Below are 17,609 nucleotides of genomic sequence, written 5' to 3'. Positions count from 1 at the left end.
GCTCCCCCCTCATTTCGCCTGCAGCTGGCGCGCGTCCTGCACCTGCTGCACCGTCACCGGCGCCGCCTGGTTGCCCCAGCTTCCCCGCAGATAGCTCATCAGATCCGCCGCCTGCCGATCGTTCAACGCCCAGCCGTAAGCCGGCATATCGAACGCCATCGCCTGCTGCGTGGCCGGGGTATGCGCCCCTTCCAGCACTACCCGCAGCGCGGTCAGCGGATTGTCCGCCGTTACCGTGGCATTGCCCGCCAGCGCCGGAATGACAAAATCGGTGCCCTCGCCCTTGTTGCCGTGACAGGTCGAGCAGTACATCGCGTAGGTCGCCTTGCCGCCCGGATTATTCGCCTGCACGGCAGGCGCAGCGGCTTTGGCGGCGGTTTCCGGCGCCAGGCTGCGCAGGTACACCGCGATGGCGTTCAAATCGCCGTCGCTGAGATACTGCGTACTGTGGGTCACCACCTCGCTCATCGGCCCGGCGACCGCCGCATGGCGGCTGCGGCCGGTTTTCAGCAGCGCCGTCACCTCTTCCGGCGGCAGGCCGCGCAGATTGGAGGCGTACCAGCCGTCCAGCTCGGCGCCGCTCAGGAACACCGGTTCCTTACCGTCCAGCCCCTTCTCTTGCATCGCCCAGCCGCGCGGCGTGTGGCAGCTGCCGCAATGGCCCGCGCCCTGTACCAGGTAGGCGCCGCGGTTCCACTCGGCGCTTTGCTGCGGATCTGCCTGATACGGCTGGTCGTCGTGGAACAACTGGTTCCACACCGCCAGCGGCCAACGCATCGACAGCGGCCAGCTGATGTCGCTGTCCCGGTTGGCGACGTTCTGCGCCGGCACCTCATTCATCAGGTAGTCATACAGCGCGCGCATGTCTTCCGCGCTCATTTTGGCGTACGAGGTATACGGCATCGCCGGGTAAAGGCGGTGACCGTCTTTGGCCACCCCCTGGCGCATGGCGCGATCGAACTCCTCGAACGAATAGGCACCGATGCCGTGCAGCTTGTCCGGCGTGATGTTGGTGGCGTAGATAGCCCCGAGCGGCGTCGGGAACTTCATGCCTCCCGCCAGTTCAGCGCCGCCCGGCGCGGTGTGGCAGGCGGTGCAGTCGCCGGCCTTGGCGACATATTCCCCGGCCGACATCGCCTGGGCCGAGCCGCCGGCCGCCAGCAGGCTCAACAGGTACAGCGAACGCAGACTCATGCTCCCTCCTTGGCGGCAACCTTGCCGTAGGCCAGTTCGTTCACCGCGCGCCACGCCTGATCGATCGCCGAGTTGGCGTACGGGCTCCAGTCAGAATCGGAGTTGGCGATAACGATCTTGCCGATCGGCTGCCGCGCCGTTTCGATGATTTTCTTGGCTTCTTCTTCATCGTCAAACAGCCCGTTGAGGAAGTAGGAATAACCGTGCGACCAGCGGTTGACGGTGATCGCCTGAATATCGCGCTGATGGTCGAAACCCGCCTCGCCCAGCATGCCCTGCAGCTGTTCGCGGATCATCTGCTCATGCACCTCGAACGGCGTGCCCAGCAGCAGCGCGCGCCCTTTGCGCGACTGCTCGCGCGGGCTGAGGCCGCTGCCCGGCAGCGTCGGCACGTACACCATATGCAGGTCGATTGGCCGATCCGGATCGCGCGGGTGCTGATACCCGCCCATGCTCACCGGGTAGTCCAGCTTCACGCGGCTGTACGGCGCGGCCGGCGAATAAATTTCGTGCACGCCTAGCTTGATGAACGGTTGCCAGTTGCGGATCACCACTTTGCTGTACACCAACGGCGCCTTGACGTTCTGCTTGAGCGCCTCCTGCTGCTCGTGTGACATCTCCGGCACCAGGTACGGGATCATCATGTTATAGCCGGCCATCACCACCTGCCCGGCGCGCACCTTGGTCATCTTCTCGCCGGTCATGTAGGAGACTTCCACCTTGTCGCCGACGTTGGCCGCGTGCAGCCCGGTGCTGTTCAAACGCAGCTTCACCGGCGACTCCGGCCGATCGAGCTGGCTGTAGTCGAATTTGGCCAGCACCACGTCGTTCATGTCCTTGCCGGCCGGCGCCACCGCCTGGATCAGCTTGCGCACCATCAGGCGCGTCAGCGTGGCGTTGCCGTCCGGGAAGTGGAACACATAAGGATCGTCGAGATCCGCCTGCGACTCTTCGTCCAGCGGCGGCAGATTCATGCCGCCGAGGCCCGGCAGATCGCAGATGCGCGCATCGCTGCACGACGTGCCGTCGATGCCCACCGCCTGGAAGTCGTTGGTGGTCTGCTGGAAATAACGGATCGCCAGCTCGCTCAGGCCCACCTTCTCGCGCAGGAACTGGGTGTAGCTGTGGGTATCGAGCCACTCGACCTTCTGCTCCAGCGTCATCTCCGGCAGATAATCTTTCTCCACCGTATGCAGCGCGATCAGCGCCTGGCGATCGCTTTCCGGCAGCGGGAAATCGCCGATGAACGCTTCATAAGAGCGGCCGTTGAGGCGATCGCGCGGAATATCGTCCGCCACCGTGCGGCCCGGATCGCCGCTCACCACCTTGTCGACGCCGAAGTTCTTGCGATCGAAGTAAACCCCGCGGCTCAGGTTCAGATCCGGGTAGAAGGTGGTGTCAAACGCCTGCTCCAGTTGGTCGATATCGACGCCGAGCTTGCGCAGCAGCCCCATCGCCACCGGGCTGAAGTTGGAGCGCGGCGACTGCAGCGATTCGCTGCCGCCGTAGCCGAGCAGCATGCCGTCGTCGGTGTTGAATTCGTTGCGCTTGGCGTGGCCGCCGAAGTCGTCATGGTTGTCGATCAGCAAAATGCGCTGCTGCTCGCCTTTCAGCTGCTGCCAGAAGCAGGCGGCCGCCAGCCCACTGATGCCGGCGCCCACCACCACCAGATCGAACTCTTCAACGGCGGGCACGCTGCCGAAATCAAAGGTTTTACCGTCGCGCCCCAGCTGGTGCGCATGCTCGAACGAGCCCGGATGATTACCCCGCAGCCCGGTCAGCGCCGGCGGATAGTACAGGGTTTGATTGGCGGTTTGCGGCGACGCGCGCAAGATTTGCAGCGGCGTCAACCCGGCGGCGATGGTGATCGCCACCCCGTTGAGAAAATCGCGTCTGGTGATACCCATATAGGCTTCCTTTCAATTTTTATTATCATCGGCTTTTATTATCATCGGCCGGCCGGGGCCGGCCCGAAGGCCGCGCTATTGTGCGGATAATTATTGTAAAATCAATGTTTGAACATCACATGACGAATGGCGGTGTAATCCTCCAATCCGTACATCGACATGTCCTTGCCGTAGCCGGACAGTTTCTGGCCACCGTGCGGCATTTCACTCACCAACATGAAGTGGGTGTTCACCCAGGTGCAGCCGTATTGCAGGCGGGCGCTTAAGCGATGCGCGCGGCCCACGTCGCGGGTCCACACGGACGACGCCAGCCCGTAGTTGGATTCGTTCGCCCAGGCCAGCACCTGCTCTTCGTCGTCGAACGGCGTCACCGTCACCACCGGGCCGAACACCTCGCGCTGCACGATCTCATCCTCCTGGCGCGCGCCGGCCAGCAGCGTCGGCTGGAAGTAGTAACCCGGTCCTTTCACCTTCTCGCCGCCGGTCACCACCTGCACGTGCGGCAACGCTTTGGCGCGCTCGACAAAACCGGCGACCCGCTCCAGATGCTGGGCGGTGATCAATGGCCCCAGCTCGGTGCTCTCGTCGTCCGGCGCACCGATCTTCAGGCTGGCCACCGCCTCGCCCAGCCGCTTCACCAGCTCGGGATAAATGCTTTTCTGCGCGTAGATGCGGCAGGCGGCGGTGCAATCCTGCCCGGCGTTGTAGAAACCGAAGCCGCGAATGCCGTCCACCACCTGCTGCAGATCGGCGTCGTCAAACACCAGCACCGGCGCCTTACCGCCCAGCTCCATATGGGTGCGCTTAATGCCAGCGGCGGTGTGGGCGATGATGTGCTCGCCGGTGGCGATCGAGCCGGTCAGCGACACCATGCGCACCTTGTCATGCCCGGTCAGCCGATCGCCGACGCTTGCGCCGCGGCCGAACAGCACGTTGAGCACGCCCGGCGGGAACAGCCCGGCGGCCAGTTCGGCCAGTTTGAAAGTGGTCAGCGGCGTCTGCTCCGACGGCTTGATCACCACGCAGTTGCCCGCCGCCAACGCCGGCGCCAGTTTCCAGGCAGCCATCATCAGCGGGTAGTTCCACGGCGCGATCGAGGCCACCACGCCGAGCGGATCGCGGCGGATCATCGAGGTATGCCCGGCCAGATACTCGCCGGCCGCCATGCCGGTCAGGCAGCGGCTGGCCCCGGCGAAGAAGCGAAACACGTCGGCCACCGCCGGCAGTTCGTCGTTCAACACGCAGTGATAAGGTTTGCCGCAGTTGAGCGACTCCAGCCTGGCGAAAGTCTCGGCATGCTCGTCGATCAGATCCGCCAGCTTGAGCAGATGCTCGGCGCGCTCCTTCGGCGTGGTTTGCCCCCAGGCGGCGAACGCGGCGTCCGCCGCCAGCACCGCGCGATCGACCTGCTCCGGGCTGGCCTCCGCCACCTGCGCAATCACTTCGCCGGTCGCCGGGTTATACACCGGCTGGGTCGCGCCCTGGCCATTCACCAGTTGGCCGTCAATCAACAGTTGGCTTTGCATAGGGTTATCCTTTTATCAGAGGTCGGGTAAGGAAATTATTTGCCGCTGCCGGCGACGCTTTCCCCACCTTTGGTCAGGTAGTAAGCGCCGAGGATCGGCAGCATGGTCAACAGCATTACCGACAGCGCCACCACGTTGGTGATCGGCACGTCGCGCGGGCGACCGAGCTGGTTCAGCAGCCACAGCGGCAGCGTGCGCTCGTGGCCGGCGGTAAAGGTGGTCACGATGATTTCATCGAACGACAGCGCGAACGCCAGCATGCCCCCGGCCAGCAGCGCCGAGCCGAGGTTCGGCAAGATCACGTAACGGAAGGTTTGCCAGCCGTCGGCGCCGAGATCCATCGACGCTTCGATCAGGCTGTACGAGGTGCGGCGGAACCGGGCGATGACGTTGTTGAACACGATCACCACGCAGAACGTCGCATGGCCGACGACGATAGTCAGGATGCCCGGCTCGATGTTCAGCGCCTTGAACGCGGCCAGCAGCGCCAGACCGGTGACAATCCCCGGCAGCGCGATCGGCAGCAGCAGCAACAGCGAAATGCTGTCCTTGCCGAAGAAATCGCGCCGATACAGCGCCGCCGCCGCCAGCGTGCCGAGCACCAGCGCGATGGCGGTCGCCAGGCAGGCGATCTGCGCCGACAGCAGCACCGCATCGATGATGTCCTGCCGCCCGGCGGCAACGTTGAACCAGTGCAGTGTGAAGCCCTTCGGCGGGAAGCTGAAGGCGGCATCCTCGGTGTTGAAGGCGTAGATGGCGATGATCGCCAACGGGAAATGCAGGAAGATCAGTCCGCCCCAGGCGGCCAGCTTCAGCCCTAAGGGCGCGCGTTCAGAGTGCATCGAAAGCCCCCAGACGTTTGACGATGGAAAGGTAAATGGCGATCAGGACGATCGGCACCAGCGTAAAGGCCGCGGCCATCGGCATATTGCCGATCGCACCCTGCTGGGCGTACACCATGCTGCCGATGAAATAGCCCGGCGGCCCCACCAGCTGCGGCACGATAAAGTCGCCCAGCGTCAGCGAGAAAGTGAAGATCGATCCGGCGGCGATGCCCGGTACCGCCAGCGGCAAAATGACGTGGCGGAAGGTCTGCGCCGGTCGCGCGCCCAGATCCGCCGAGGCATGCAGCAGCGAGGGCGGCAGGCGCTCCAGCGCCGCCTGGATCGGCAGGATCATGAACGGCAGCCAGATATAGACGAACACCAGAAAACGCCCCAGCCCCGAGGTCGACAGCGTGTTGCCGCCGACGCCGGGCACCGTCAGCAGCGAAGCCAACAGCGGCTCCAGCCCCAGGTGCTGCAGGAACCACTGCGCCACGCCGTCCTTCGCCAGCAGCAGGGTCCAGGCATAGGCTTTAACGATATAGCTGGCCCACATCGGCATCATCACCGCGATGTAAAAGAACGCCTTGACGCGGCCGCTGGTGTAGCGCGCCATGTAATAGGCGATCGGGAACGCCAGCGCCGCGCTGGCCAGCGACACCAGCACTGCCATGGTCAGCGTGCGCAGGATGATGTCGTAGTTGGCCGGGTTGAACAGCGCCGCCAGGTTGGCGAAGGTCAGATCCGGCGTCACCGCCATGGTGAAATCGTCGAAGGTGTAAAACCCTTGCCACAGCAGCGTCAGCAGTGAACCGAGGTACACCGCGCCGAACCACAGCAGCGGCGGCACCAGCAGCAAAAGCAGATACAGCGTCGGCCGGCGATAAAGCCAGGTCGACAGCGCGCGCACGGTACCGCCGCGCGCCGAGGGGGAATCGATGCTCATGTCCATCTCACCTCTCCTCCAGCAGCGGTACCATCGCCGCGCGCGGCCAGCAGGCGACGATCGGCTGGCCGATCTGCCGCTGTTGCCCTTCGGCGATCCACTGCGGATTGGCCTGGCTGACCAGCAGCTTTTCGCCGCCGTTCAGCGCGATTTCATACCGCGTGGCCGCACCCTGGTAATGGATTTCCTGCAGCGTGCCCTGCACCTGGATCTCGTCCTGCGCCGCGCCGCCGTGCTCCAGCAGGCGGATGTGTTCCGGCCGGATCGAGAAGGTTCGGCTTTCGCCGAGCAGGCGCTGCGCCAGTTCGCTGCGCACCACGTTGGAGGTGCCGACGAACTCGGCGACGAACGGCGTCTTCGGCCGCATGTAAAGCTCGCGCGGCGTATCCACCTGTTCGATGCGGCCGTTATTGAACACCGCAACCCGATCGGACATCGACAGCGCTTCGCTTTGATCGTGGGTGACGAAGATAAAGGTGATGCCCAGCTGGCGCTGCAGCTTCTTCAGCTCGCCCTGCATCTGCTCACGCAGCTTGAGATCCAGCGCGCCGAGCGGTTCGTCCAGCAGCAGCACCCGCGGCCGATTGACCAGCGCGCGCGCCAACGCCACGCGCTGCCGCTGGCCGCCCGACAGGTGCGCAGGCTTGCGTTCGGCAACGAAACCGAGCGCCACGCTCTCCAGCGCCTCTTGCGCCCGCGCCAGCCGCTCGCGTTTGGCGACGCCCTTCACCATCAGGCCGTAGGCGACGTTTTCCAGCACCGACATGTGCGGGAACAGCGCGTAATCCTGAAACACGGTGTTCACGTCGCGCTGATACGGCGGCAGGTTGGCGGCTTCCTGGCCGTGGATGCGAATCGAGCCGGAAGTGAGCTGTTCAAAGCCGGCGATCAGGCGCAGGCAGGTGGTTTTGCCCGAGCCGGACGGCCCGAGCATGGAGAAGAATTCTCCGTCCTGAATGTCGATGGATACCCGATCCACGGCGCGAACATCGCCGAAAGTCCGCGAAACATCGATGAATTGCACGGCAATGGTCATTTTCTGTGCTCCATACTGATGTAGTTCGGGCGCAGCGGGCTGCGCCCCGCGGCTTAGCGGCCGCCCATGATGGCGATGTAATCCTGGGTCCAGCGGCTGTACGGCACGAACTTGCCGCCCTGCGCCTGCGGCGTTTTCCAGAAGGCGATTTTGTCGAACTGGTTGAAGCCGTTGGTTTCGCAGCCCTTCTCACCCAACAGCGCGCTGGCCTTGCAGCCCGCCGGTGAAGCCGGCACCGATCCGAACCAGGCCGCCACGTCGCCCTGCACCTTCGGCTCCAGCGACCAGTTCATCCACTGGTAGGCGCAGCTCGGGTGCTTGGCATCGGCATGCAGCATGGTGGTGTCCGCCCAGCCGGTCACGCCCTCTTTCGGGAACACGGTGGCGATCGGCTGCCCCTCGCCCTTCAGGGCGTTGGCCTGATACGGCCAGGCGCTGGAGGCCACCACACCTTCGTTTTTAAAGTCGCTCATCTGCACCGAGGTGTCGTGCCAGTAGCGGTGGATCAGCGCGTGCTGGCTGCGCAGCAGCTTCAGCGCCGCCTGATACTGCTCTTCGTTGAGCTGATAAGGATCGCTGATGCCGAGCTGCGGCTGGGTGGCCTTCAGGAACAGCGCCGCGTCGGCGATGTAGATCGGGCCGTCGTAAGCCTGCACCCGGCCCTGGTTGCTCTTGCCGTCCGGCAGGTTCTGCTGCTGGAAGATCACCGCCCAGCTGTCCGGCGGCGTCGGGAAGGTTTTGGTGTTGTATATCAGCAGGTTCGGCCCCCACTGGTACGGCGTGCCGTAGGTTTTGCCGTCCACGGTGTACCAGGCGCCGTTCAGCAGGCGCGGATCGATGTTCTTCCAGTTAGGGATCAGCGCGGTGTTGATCGGCTGCACCCGCTTGCCGAAGATCAGGCGCAGCGAGGCGTCGCCGGAGGCGGTCACCAGATCGTAGCCGCCCTTGGCCATCAGGCTGACCATTTCATCGGAGGTGGCGGCAGTCTTCACGTTCACCGCGCAGCCGGTTTGCTTTTCAAACTGGGTGACCCAGTCGTAGTTTTTGTCGGACTGGCCGCGTTCGATGTAGCCAGGCCAGGCGATGATATCCAGCCGGCCTTCGCCTTTGCCCAGCGACTGCGGCAGATCGGCCGCCTGGGCCAGGCCGCACAGCACGGTGAGACAGAGCGCGGAGACGGTGGTGGTGACTGCGGTAGTTTTTCTCATCGTAATTACCCCTGTGTTGCGTATCTGTGTGCGGCAGGGAACGGCTGCCGCCTGATTTTGCTTTATAGAACCGCTAGAAGCTGGCTTTGAACTTCGCCATTACGTGCCTGACAACGCTGTAATCCTGCAGTGAATCGCTGGACAGATCCTTGCCGTACCCGGAGCGTTTCAGGCCGCCGTGCGGCATCTCGCTCGCCAAGGTGAAATGGGTGTTGATCCAGGTGCTGCCGTACTGCAGATGGGCGGCGATGTGCAGCGCCCGATCGATATTTTGCGTCCACACCGACGAAGCCAGCCCGTATTCCGAGTCGTTGGCCCACTCGACCGCCTGCTCCAGGTGTTCGAAGCGCGTGATGCTGACCACCGGGCCAAATACCTCGCGCTGCACGATTTCGTCGCTTTGCAGGCAGCCCGCCAGCAGGGTCGGCTGGTAGTAGAACCCCGGCCCGGAGTGGGCCGCGGCGCCGGTGATCAATTCGATATGCGGTTGGCTGAGCGCTCGCTCGACGAAGCTGGCGACGCGATCGCGCTGGCGGCTACTTATCAACGGGCCGATCTCGTTGTCCTGATCGCGCTTGCGGGCAAAGCGCAGGCTGGCAACCGCCTCGCCCAGCGCGTCCACCAGCTTGGGATAGATGCCCGCCTGCGCGTAGATGCGGCAGGCGGCGGTGCAGTCCTGGCCGGCGTTGTAATAGCCGTAGGTGCGGATGCCGTTGACCACCTCGTCGAGATCGGCATCGTCGCAGACGATCACCGGCGCCTTGCCCCCCAGTTCCAGGTGGGTGCGCTTGACGCTTTTGGCCGCCGCCTGAAGAATTTTTTGCCCGGTGACGATATCGCCGGTGACCGACACCAGCCGCACCTGCGGGTGCCCCACCAGCTGGCTGCCGACCCCTTCCCCGCCGCCGTAGACGATATTCAGCACGCCCGGCGGCAGGATCTCCTGCAGCGCCGGCACCAGCGCCAGAATGGTCAGCGGCGTATGTTCGGAGGGTTTAAACACCACGGTATTGCCCGCCGCCAACGCTGGCGCAATCTTCCACGCCGCCATCATCAGCGGATAGTTCCAGGGGGCGATCGAGGCCACCACGCCGATCGGATCGCGGCGGATCATCGAGGTGTGGCCCGGCACATACTCGCCGGCCAGCTGCCCTTGCTGCGTGCGCACCGCGCCGGCGAAGAAGCGGAACACGTCGACCGCCGCCGGCAGATCGTCATTGAGCGCCTGATGCAGCGGTTTACCGCAGTTGAGGGCTTCCAGCTGCGCCAGCTGCGGCGCCTGCCGCTCGATGGCGTCGGCGATGCGCAGCAATAGAGCGGCGCGCTGGGCCGGCGTGGTGCGCGACCAGTGGCCGAACGCCTGCTGCGCGGCTTTCACCGCGCCGCCGACCTGCGCCGAAGAGGCTTCGGTCAGGGCGATTAGCGTCTCGCCGTTGGCCGGATTGACGATGCACTCCTGCTGGCCTTCGCCGTCGACCAACTGACCGTTAATGAACTGCTGACAGGACAAACCTGAGAGAACCTGCACATCTGCCATCGCCTGACGCCCCTAAGTGACAAAAACGTTAACCAAATGTGAATAAGTTAGTTTTAATCAGCCTAAGCGAGCCTCTGGCGGGCAACAAATTCTAAATACTGAACGACGCGTTCGATTAAATCGAATGCTTAAGCCCGGCGGCATGTTTGCTGCCGTTCTCGCGCGCGATGGTAAGGAACGGCGTCACCAGCTCCGGCCGCGCGCTGCCGCGCCGCCACGCCAGCCCGATATCCAGCGGCTCCAGCAGATCGTCCAGCTTGCGCGCTTCGATCATGTTGCCCTCGAGCGACCAGGCGCGGTACGCCATATCCGGCTGGATGGAGACCCCCATCCCCGCCGCCACCAGGCTGCGCACCGCCTCGGTAGAGGCGGTCTTCATGGCGATCTCCGGCTTCAGCCCGGCGCGCGACCAGATGCGCCGCGCATGCACGTCCATTTCATCGGCGTTGAGCTGGATCAGCGGCTGTTTGGCCACGTCCGCCAGGCTGATGCTCTCGTGCTCCAGCAGCGGGTGCAGCGGCGGCAGCCACAGGCGATACGGCGAGTGCATCAGCACCTCGGTCTGCAGCGCGTCGCGGTCTTCGATGTTCGACAGGATCAGCACGCCGATGTCGATCTCGCCGCTGACCAGCAGATGCTCGATATACGGGCGCTCGTCTTCAACCACCTGCACGGTGACGTTGGGATAGGCCGATTTGAAGCGCGTGAGCAGCTCCACCAGGAAGTAGCCAGCCACCAGGCTGGTAACGCCGACGGTCAGCTTGCCGGTCAGGCTTTCGGTGCCGATCTGCAGGCTGCGCTTGGCGTTGTCCACCGTCGCCAGGATCAGATACGACTGGCGCAGGAACTGATGCCCCTGATGGGTCAGCGTCATGCCCTTGGCGTGGCGATCGAACAGCCGCACGCCAATCTCGGTTTCCAACTGCTGGATCGCCAGCGTCAGCGAAGACTGGGAGACAAACACCGCCTGGGCGCCGGCGGAGATCGACCCGGTTTCCGCCACCGCGATGAAGTGGCGGATTTGGCGTAACGTCATCATCCCTATCGCCTTTCAAGCCGCTGCGTTGTTGTCTGCGTGCGCTTACCCCAGTCACTTACTTGAGTAAGCTCCTGGGGATGCACGCCCTTGCCGCCTAGCCGCAACTTGAAATTCATTGGGGATCACCTCAATCAAGATAGTTAGATTGATTGTAGATCCCGCGAGAAAAGCGATCGGGAAAAGTATCAAAAACGCGATAGCGTTCGCTTTTTTAGAATGCCGACGGGCAAAAAGGGGGGAAACGGCGAGGCGAAGAAGCATGATGCGCGGGGAGCAGAAATGACAAGGGCGCAGCACGCTGCGCCCTGGATGGCCGATGACCCTGCGGAGGATCAGATCGCTTCTTCGTCCTGCTCGCCGGTACGGATACGCACCACGCGCGCCACGTCGAAGACGAAGATTTTGCCGTCGCCGATCTTGCCGGTCTGCGCGGTCTGCATGATGGTTTCCACGCAGGTGTCGACGATGTCGTCGGCAACCACGATCTCGATCTTCACCTTAGGCAGAAAGTCGACCATGTACTCGGCACCGCGGTACAGCTCGGTGTGGCCCTTCTGGCGGCCGAAGCCTTTCACTTCGGTGACCGTCATACCGGTGATGCCCACTTCGGCCAGCGCTTCGCGGACGTCATCCAGTTTGAACGGCTTGATAATCGCGTCGATCTTTTTCATCTTCTTTCCTTTTACCAATTTTTGCGGCCAAAACCGGATGTGATGGGGTAGCGGCGGTCTTTGCCGAAGTTACGGGCGGTGATACGCGGCCCGACGGCGGCCTGACGCCGCTTGTATTCGTTGATGTCCACCAGGCGGATCACCTTGCGCACGATCGCTTCGTCGAACCCTTCGGCCACCAGATCGGCAACCGACTTGTCGCGCTCAACGTAGCCTTCCAGGATCGCGTCCAGGATATCGTACGGCGGCAGGCTGTCCTGATCGACCTGATCCGGCGCCAGCTCGGCGGACGGCGGACGATCGATCACCCGCTGCGGGATCACGTAGGAGACGGTGTTACGGTATTCGGACAGCTTGAACACCAGCGTTTTCGGCACGTCCTTCAGCACGTCGAAACCGCCGGCCATATCGCCGTACAGCGTGGCGTAACCCACCGCCATTTCGCTCTTGTTGCCGGTGGTCAGCACGATGCTGCGGCGTTTGTTGGACAGCGCCATCAGCACCACCCCGCGGCAACGCGCCTGCAGGTTTTCTTCGGTGGTGTCGCGCTCGGTGCCGGCGAACATCGGCGACAGCTGGCCCATAAAGGCGTCGAACATCGGTTCGATGGAGACGATATCGAACTCCACGCCGAGGATTTCCGCCTCTTCCTTGGCGTCGGCGATGCTGATATCCGCGGTATAGCGGAACGGCATCATCAGCGCCTGCACCTTGTCTTTGCCCAGCGCATCCACGGCGATCGCCAGCGTCAGCGCCGAGTCGATGCCGCCGGACAGGCCCAGCACCGCGCCTTTAAAGCCGTTTTTGGTCACGTAGTCGCGCACCGCCAACACCAGCGCCTGGTATACCTGCGCCAGCTGCGGCAGCTCAGCGGCCGGATCGGCCATCGGCACCACGGCCAGCTCGTTGAATTCCAGACGAGTCACCTGCTCGTCGAAGGCCGCCAGACGGTGAGTCATGGTGCCGGCGGCGTCAAATACCTTGGAGCAGCCGTCGAAGATCAGCTCATCCTGGCCGCCGACCTGATTGAGGTACACCAGCGGCAGCTGGGTGCGCTGGCAGTGGCCGGCCATCAGCGTTTTGCGGATATACGGCTTTTCGCGGTTATACGGCGAGGCGTTGATCGACAGGATAATTTCCGCGCCGGCCGCCTTGGCGGCGTCGATCGGCTCAGGGAACCACAGATCTTCGCAAATCAGCAGACCCAGACGGTAGCCTTTCAGCTCCACCACGCAGGTGTCGTTGCCGGCGTGGAAATAGCGCTTCTCATCGAACACGCCGTAGTTCGGCAGCTGCTGCTTGAAGTAGCGGGTCAGCAGGCGGCCTTCGGCAAACAGCGACAGCGCGTTATACAACTTGTCACCTTCGCGCCACGGGTGGCCGACCAGGATCGCCGTCTCGGCGGAGGCTTGCTGCAGGCGCAGCAGCTGCGCGTCGCAGCGCTGATAGAAGTCATTGCGATACAGCAGATCTTCCGGCGGGTAGCCGGACAGCGCCAGTTCGCTGAACATGACCAGATCGGCTCCCGCCTTCTGCTGCTCCTGCACGATTTGCAACATGCGTTCGGTGTTGCCTTCAATGTCGCCGACCAGCAGGTTCAGCTGGGCCAGGGCGATGGAAAGTGATCTGCTCATTTGTGTACGATCCCGCTTAATACGTTCCATGGTGCTCTACGCCGGGGCGCGCCGCGGCAAAGAGAACGGAGTGTAAATCATTCCGCCGGATTTGTTGAGAACCTGCGTGGCAGGCGCCGGCGGCAAACTGTCATTCTTTAAAATCGTTGGCGTCCAGCTCGTGGCGCGACAGCAATTTGTAAAACTCGGTGCGGTTGCGGCCCGCCATGCGCGCGGCCTGGGTCACGTTGCCCTTGGTGATCTGCAGCAGCTTGCGCAGGTAGTGCAACTCGAACTGGTTGCGCGCTTCGGCGAAGGTCGGCAGCGCGGTGTTTTCCCCTTCCAGCGCCTGCTCCACCAGCGCTTCGCTGATCACCGGCGCCGAGGTCAGCGCCACGCACTGCTCGATGACGTTGACCAGCTGACGCACGTTGCCCGGCCAGCTGGCGGTCATCAGCCGCTTCATGGCGTCGGTCGAGAAGCTGCGCACGAACGGCTTGTGCCGCTGAGCCGCCTCGCGCAACAGGTGGTTGGCCAGCAGCGGGATATCTTCGGCGCGTTCGTTGAGCGCCGGGATCTTCAGGTTCACCACGTTGAGGCGGTAGTAGAGATCCTCGCGGAACTCGTTCTTCGCCATCGCCTTTTGCAGATCGCGGTGGGTGGCGGAGATGATGCGCACGTCAATGTCCAGATCGCGGTTGCTGCCCAGCGGCCGCACCTTGCGCTCTTGCAGCACGCGCAGCAACTTCACCTGCAGCGACAGCGGCATATCGCCGATCTCGTCGAGGAACAGCGTGCCGCCCGCCGCCGCCTGGAACAGCCCTTCGCGGCTGCTGACCGCGCCGGTAAAGGCGCCCTTGGCGTGGCCGAACAGTTCGGACTCCAGCAGCTGCTCCGGCAGCGCACCGCAGTTGATGGCGATAAACGCCTTGCCGGCGCGCGGGCTGGCGGCGTGGATCGCCTGCGCCACCACCTCTTTACCGGTGCCGCTCTGGCCGTTGATCAAGACGCTGACGTCGGACTGCGCCACCATTTTCACCTGCTCCAGCAGGCGCAGCATCAGCGGGCTGCGGGTGACGATGTCTTCGCGCCAGGCCTCGTCGCCGGCCGGGGTGGCCGACAGCGCGAGCGCTTCGTCGATGGCCTTATACAGCGCATCGCGATCCACCGGTTTGGTGAGAAAGCTGAACACCCCCTGCTGGGTGGCGGCCACCGCATCGGGAATCGAACCGTGCGCGGTGAGGATGATCACCGGCATGCCCGGCTGATGCTTTTGGATCTCGGCGAACAGCGCCATGCCGTCCATCTCGTCCATACGCAGATCGCTGATCACCAGATCGATCTGTTCGCGCGCCAGCAGGCGCAGCGCTTCCTGGCCGCTTTCGGCGGTGGTGACGTGAAAACCTTCGCTGGTCAGACGCATGCCCAGCAGCTTCAGCAGGCTGGGATCGTCGTCAACCAAGAGCAAATTGGCCGGTTTGCGTGCGGTCATTGCGCGTGGGACTCCTTATTGGCAGGGTGCGGCGTATAGGTGTCTTCCGGTTCAACCGGCAGCGCGGTGCCTTTTTCCGGTTCGTCCTGCGATTCAGCCCCTTTGGCGGCCGCGCCGTTTTTACCGGCGGCTTCGCCCTTTTGCGAACCTGCGCTGTTGTCCGGGATTTCCCCTTGCAGCTGCTTGCGCGAAGAGAGCTGGCGCTCGATATCGGTCAGGTTCTCCAGCTTGCGCGAGGTGTCCTGCAGCTGCGATTGCAGACGCGCCTGGCTCTGGCGCAGCGAATCGATCTGACTGTCGCTGCTCTCCTGCAGATGCTGATAGCGTGCTTTCTCATCGAACAGCGTGATCTGCAGCAATTGCTGCTGGCGCCACAGCTGCGTCAGCGGACGCAGTGAACCGGGGAACTCCATCCGGTAGCTGTTGATCCTGTCGATGATTTGGCGGCGTTCGCCGGAGGTCGGCTGCGCGCTGCCCAGCAGGATGCTCTGTTTGAAAACGCCGGACCAGCTGTCGCCAGGCACCGTTTTCGCCAGCGCACGCGCCTGGGTCGACCCGATGCGATCGGCGCAGTCCATCGCGCGCAGCCAGTAGAGCGAGTTAGCCAGCGCGTCCTTATCGTCCAACTGCCACAGGGTATCGCAAGCCGCGGTGCGGTAATCGATTACCTTGGTATCCGGGATCGCCTCTTGCTGCTGAGGGTTCAAGCCACCGCTGACGGCGCGATCGACGCAGCCCGCCAGCAACAGCGGCATAAAGAAGACGGCGCCCAACCAGCTGATCGGGCGTTTGCCGAGCGGCGCTCTGTGCGTGGCACGCGGTGAACGTTCGGTCTGTGCAAGACGAAGGCGTTTAGACCATGTGTACATTATTTATTCATTCTCGGCGGTTAACGGCAGTTCAATGCGGAAGCAGACGTCTGCACCGGCGACCGTCGCCAGTTGCAGCTCACCGCGCATGCGACGGATACAGTCCTGAGCGATGCTCAACCCCAGTCCGCTTCCTTTTACCGCCCCTTTTCGCTGGTGACTACCCTGGAAAAAAGGCTCGAAAATCATGGCTCTTTCAGCCTCGGGGATCGGCGTGCCGGTATTGGCGACGTCGATTTGCACCCGTTGTCCAACCTGACGGCTGCGGATCCAAATGTTACCGGATTCCTTGCCGTAGTGCACCGCATTGGAGTAGAGATTATCCAGCACGCGCATTAATAGCGTAGGCTCTGCCCAGCAGATTTCCGCCTCCAGCGTAATTTCGGTGGAAATCATCTTCGCCCGCGCCGGCAAACTGTGCGCGGCGACCACCAAATCGACCATTTCGCGCAGCTCGACGTTCTCGTGTTCCGCCGGGCCATCGGCCAATTTGCGGTTGTAATCCAACAGCTGTTCGATCAGCTGCTGCAGATGGCGGCTGCTGTTGTCGAGGATCGCCACCACCTCTTTCTGATCGGAAGTCAGCGGTCCCGCCACCTCGTCGGCCAGCAGTTCGGTGCCTTCACGCATGCTGGCCAACGGCGTTTTCAGCTCGTGTGAAATATGGCGCAAGAACTCGTGGCGCTGCGACTCCAGCCACGCCAGCCGCTCGCTCAGCCAGATGATGCGCTGCGCCAGCGAACGCAGCTCGCGCGGCCCTTTGAACGACGCGGTGCTGCCCAGCGCACGCCCTTCCCCCAGGCGGTTGATCATCCGCTCCACGGCCTTGACCGGCCCGATGATCATGCGGGTGAACAGCACCACCAGCAGCACGCTGACCAGGAACAGCAGCAGCGCCTGCCAGCCGAAGAACTGGCCGCGCTCGGCAATGGCCTGCTGCAGCTGCTGGCCGCGCGAAAACACCACCGCGCGCGTGGCCTGCACCATTTCGGCGTTGGAACGGGAGAACGACTCGAGCAAGGCGGAAGCCTCTTGGTCCGGCCCGCTGTTATGGCATTTGATCGCCGCCAGTTGGGTCAGCAACTGGCGCAGCGTTTGGTAGTAGCGCTCGTCCGGCAGGATCGGCGCGTGGGCGTCCAGCATCTGCGAATACTGCTTGCGCTGGTTCTGGTACAGCTTCTGCAGCGTAGGATCGACCAGCACGCAGTACTGACGATAGCTGCGCTCCATCTCCAGCGCCACGCTGGTCATCGCCTCGCTGCGCCGCGCGTCCACCAGCGTGGTGCGGTTGATGTCCGCCGCCTGCGCGCTGAGGTGATCCAGACTCTGGTAGGCCTGATAGGCCAGCACCAGCAGCGGCAACAGCACCAACAGGAACGCCAGCAGCACCAATTGCCGCAGCGAACGGGGGAATAAACGCCATTTTTTCAACGAAATCATCTCATTCTCTCAGCTCTGTCACGATGCTAACTGACTCGCCGGAAAGAGAAAAGCCCGGCAAGGGAGAATCCTGAACGCACAAGGAAAAAGCTGCGGGTTCGGTGAACCGCGCCCATAGGCCTGGCCTGCCGACGGCATGCGGCCTCGGTAACATCAACCGGTGTGAAAGCAAGAGTGTGGGGAGAGCGTCTGCGTTCGAGGGCATAGGCAACGAAACAGGGAAAAGCGCAGCGTTGAGAATTGACATCGGGGCAAGAAACTTGCCCCAACGCAAGGAAAGTGTGGATGCCCTTAAGTCTCGTCCCCA

At 63.3% G+C, this 17,609-nt stretch carries 14 protein-coding genes; all 14 read right to left on the bottom strand.

Features of this window, described 5'->3' with window-relative positions; translation table 11 throughout:
* Positions 1-9: 9 nt before the first annotated feature.
* The 14 genes from ACUXAC_RS00270 to ACUXAC_RS00205 all read right to left on the bottom strand — a co-directional run bounded on the left by ACUXAC_RS00270 (position 10) and on the right by ACUXAC_RS00205 (position 17,302).
* On the bottom strand, positions 10-1,194 hold the full coding sequence (locus ACUXAC_RS00270) for a c-type cytochrome (RefSeq protein ID WP_197658719.1): 1,185 nt from the start codon (positions 1,192-1,194) through the stop codon (positions 10-12).
* A complete protein-coding gene (locus ACUXAC_RS00265) occupies positions 1,191-3,101 on the bottom strand; it encodes an NAD(P)-binding protein (protein ID WP_454266382.1) in 1,911 nt (636 codons plus the stop codon). Before ACUXAC_RS00265 ends, ACUXAC_RS00270 begins: the two co-directional genes overlap by 4 nt.
* A gap of 101 nt (positions 3,102-3,202) precedes the next feature.
* Positions 3,203-4,627 (bottom strand): aminobutyraldehyde dehydrogenase, encoded by a 1,425-nt coding sequence (gene patD, locus ACUXAC_RS00260; protein WP_015378788.1) that lies wholly within the window; start codon positions 4,625-4,627, stop codon positions 3,203-3,205.
* Between the two features lie 35 nt (positions 4,628-4,662).
* Complete coding sequence (locus ACUXAC_RS00255) at positions 4,663-5,469, bottom strand: ABC transporter permease (RefSeq protein ID WP_038874514.1); 807 nt, start codon at positions 5,467-5,469, stop codon at positions 4,663-4,665.
* Positions 5,459-6,403 carry an ABC transporter permease gene (locus ACUXAC_RS00250; RefSeq protein ID WP_033644105.1) on the bottom strand — a complete coding sequence of 315 codons (945 nt, stop codon included), beginning with the start codon at positions 6,401-6,403 and terminating at the stop codon, positions 5,459-5,461. Before ACUXAC_RS00250 ends, ACUXAC_RS00255 begins: the two co-directional genes overlap by 11 nt.
* A 1-nt stretch (position 6,404) precedes the next feature.
* Entirely contained in the window at positions 6,405-7,433 is a 1,029-nt protein-coding gene (locus tag ACUXAC_RS00245; RefSeq protein WP_033651579.1) for an ABC transporter ATP-binding protein, read from the bottom strand.
* A gap of 53 nt (positions 7,434-7,486) precedes the next feature.
* Entirely contained in the window at positions 7,487-8,641 is a 1,155-nt protein-coding gene (gene ydcS / locus ACUXAC_RS00240) for a putative ABC transporter substrate-binding protein YdcS (RefSeq protein ID WP_454266381.1), read from the bottom strand.
* 73 nt (positions 8,642-8,714) lie between these two features.
* Entirely contained in the window at positions 8,715-10,178 is a 1,464-nt protein-coding gene (locus ACUXAC_RS00235; protein WP_047730064.1) for a gamma-aminobutyraldehyde dehydrogenase, read from the bottom strand.
* A gap of 115 nt (positions 10,179-10,293) precedes the next feature.
* A complete protein-coding gene (locus ACUXAC_RS00230; RefSeq protein ID WP_038874511.1) occupies positions 10,294-11,217 on the bottom strand; it encodes a LysR substrate-binding domain-containing protein in 924 nt (307 codons plus the stop codon).
* Positions 11,218-11,549: 332 nt separating this feature from the next.
* A complete protein-coding gene (glnB, locus tag ACUXAC_RS00225; protein WP_004847623.1) occupies positions 11,550-11,888 on the bottom strand; it encodes a nitrogen regulatory protein P-II in 339 nt (112 codons plus the stop codon).
* An 11-nt stretch (positions 11,889-11,899) separates the two neighbouring features.
* Positions 11,900-13,522, bottom strand: coding sequence for an NAD+ synthase (locus ACUXAC_RS00220; RefSeq protein ID WP_025303930.1), 1,623 nt, complete (start codon positions 13,520-13,522; stop codon positions 11,900-11,902).
* Positions 13,523-13,652: 130 nt separating this feature from the next.
* Entirely contained in the window at positions 13,653-14,993 is a 1,341-nt protein-coding gene (glrR, locus tag ACUXAC_RS00215; protein WP_025303931.1) for a two-component system response regulator GlrR, read from the bottom strand.
* Positions 14,990-15,862 (bottom strand): two-component system QseEF-associated lipoprotein QseG, encoded by an 873-nt coding sequence (gene qseG, locus ACUXAC_RS00210; protein ID WP_060425036.1) that lies wholly within the window; start codon positions 15,860-15,862, stop codon positions 14,990-14,992. The genes glrR and qseG overlap by 4 nt, the downstream gene beginning before the upstream one ends.
* Before the next feature lie 3 nt (positions 15,863-15,865).
* Positions 15,866-17,302 carry a sensor histidine kinase gene (locus ACUXAC_RS00205; RefSeq protein ID WP_049200747.1) on the bottom strand — a complete coding sequence of 479 codons (1,437 nt, stop codon included), beginning with the start codon at positions 17,300-17,302 and terminating at the stop codon, positions 15,866-15,868.
* Positions 17,303-17,609: the final 307 nt, after the last annotated feature.

This window comes from Serratia sp. 121840015-1 (assembly GCF_053627655.1).
Note: the sequence above shows the minus strand (reverse complement) of the source record. Positions and strands in the feature narration are given on the sequence as shown.

Bases quoted from the DNA above. Each gene is read 5' to 3' on its own strand.
- ACUXAC_RS00265 (WP_454266382.1), bottom strand. From the start codon at position 3,101: ATGGGTATCACCAGACGCGATTTTCTCAACGGGGTGGCGATCACCATC.
- glrR (WP_025303931.1), bottom strand. From the start codon at position 14,993: ATGACCGCACGCAAACCGGCCAATTTGCTCTTGGTTGACGACGATCCC.
- qseG (WP_060425036.1), bottom strand. From the start codon at position 15,862: ATGTACACATGGTCTAAACGCCTTCGTCTTGCACAGACCGAACGTTCA.
- ACUXAC_RS00205 (WP_049200747.1), bottom strand. From the start codon at position 17,302: ATGATTTCGTTGAAAAAATGGCGTTTATTCCCCCGTTCGCTGCGGCAA.
- ACUXAC_RS00230 (WP_038874511.1), bottom strand. From the start codon at position 11,217: ATGATGACGTTACGCCAAATCCGCCACTTCATCGCGGTGGCGGAAACC.
- ACUXAC_RS00255 (WP_038874514.1), bottom strand. From the start codon at position 5,469: ATGCACTCTGAACGCGCGCCCTTAGGGCTGAAGCTGGCCGCCTGGGGC.
- ACUXAC_RS00270 (WP_197658719.1), bottom strand. From the start codon at position 1,194: ATGAGTCTGCGTTCGCTGTACCTGTTGAGCCTGCTGGCGGCCGGCGGC.
- ydcS (WP_454266381.1), bottom strand. From the start codon at position 8,641: ATGAGAAAAACTACCGCAGTCACCACCACCGTCTCCGCGCTCTGTCTC.
- ACUXAC_RS00250 (WP_033644105.1), bottom strand. From the start codon at position 6,403: ATGGACATGAGCATCGATTCCCCCTCGGCGCGCGGCGGTACCGTGCGC.
- ACUXAC_RS00220 (WP_025303930.1), bottom strand. From the start codon at position 13,522: ATGAGCAGATCACTTTCCATCGCCCTGGCCCAGCTGAACCTGCTGGTC.
- ACUXAC_RS00235 (WP_047730064.1), bottom strand. From the start codon at position 10,178: ATGGCAGATGTGCAGGTTCTCTCAGGTTTGTCCTGTCAGCAGTTCATT.
- patD (WP_015378788.1), bottom strand. From the start codon at position 4,627: ATGCAAAGCCAACTGTTGATTGACGGCCAACTGGTGAATGGCCAGGGC.
- ACUXAC_RS00245 (WP_033651579.1), bottom strand. From the start codon at position 7,433: ATGACCATTGCCGTGCAATTCATCGATGTTTCGCGGACTTTCGGCGAT.
- glnB (WP_004847623.1), bottom strand. From the start codon at position 11,888: ATGAAAAAGATCGACGCGATTATCAAGCCGTTCAAACTGGATGACGTC.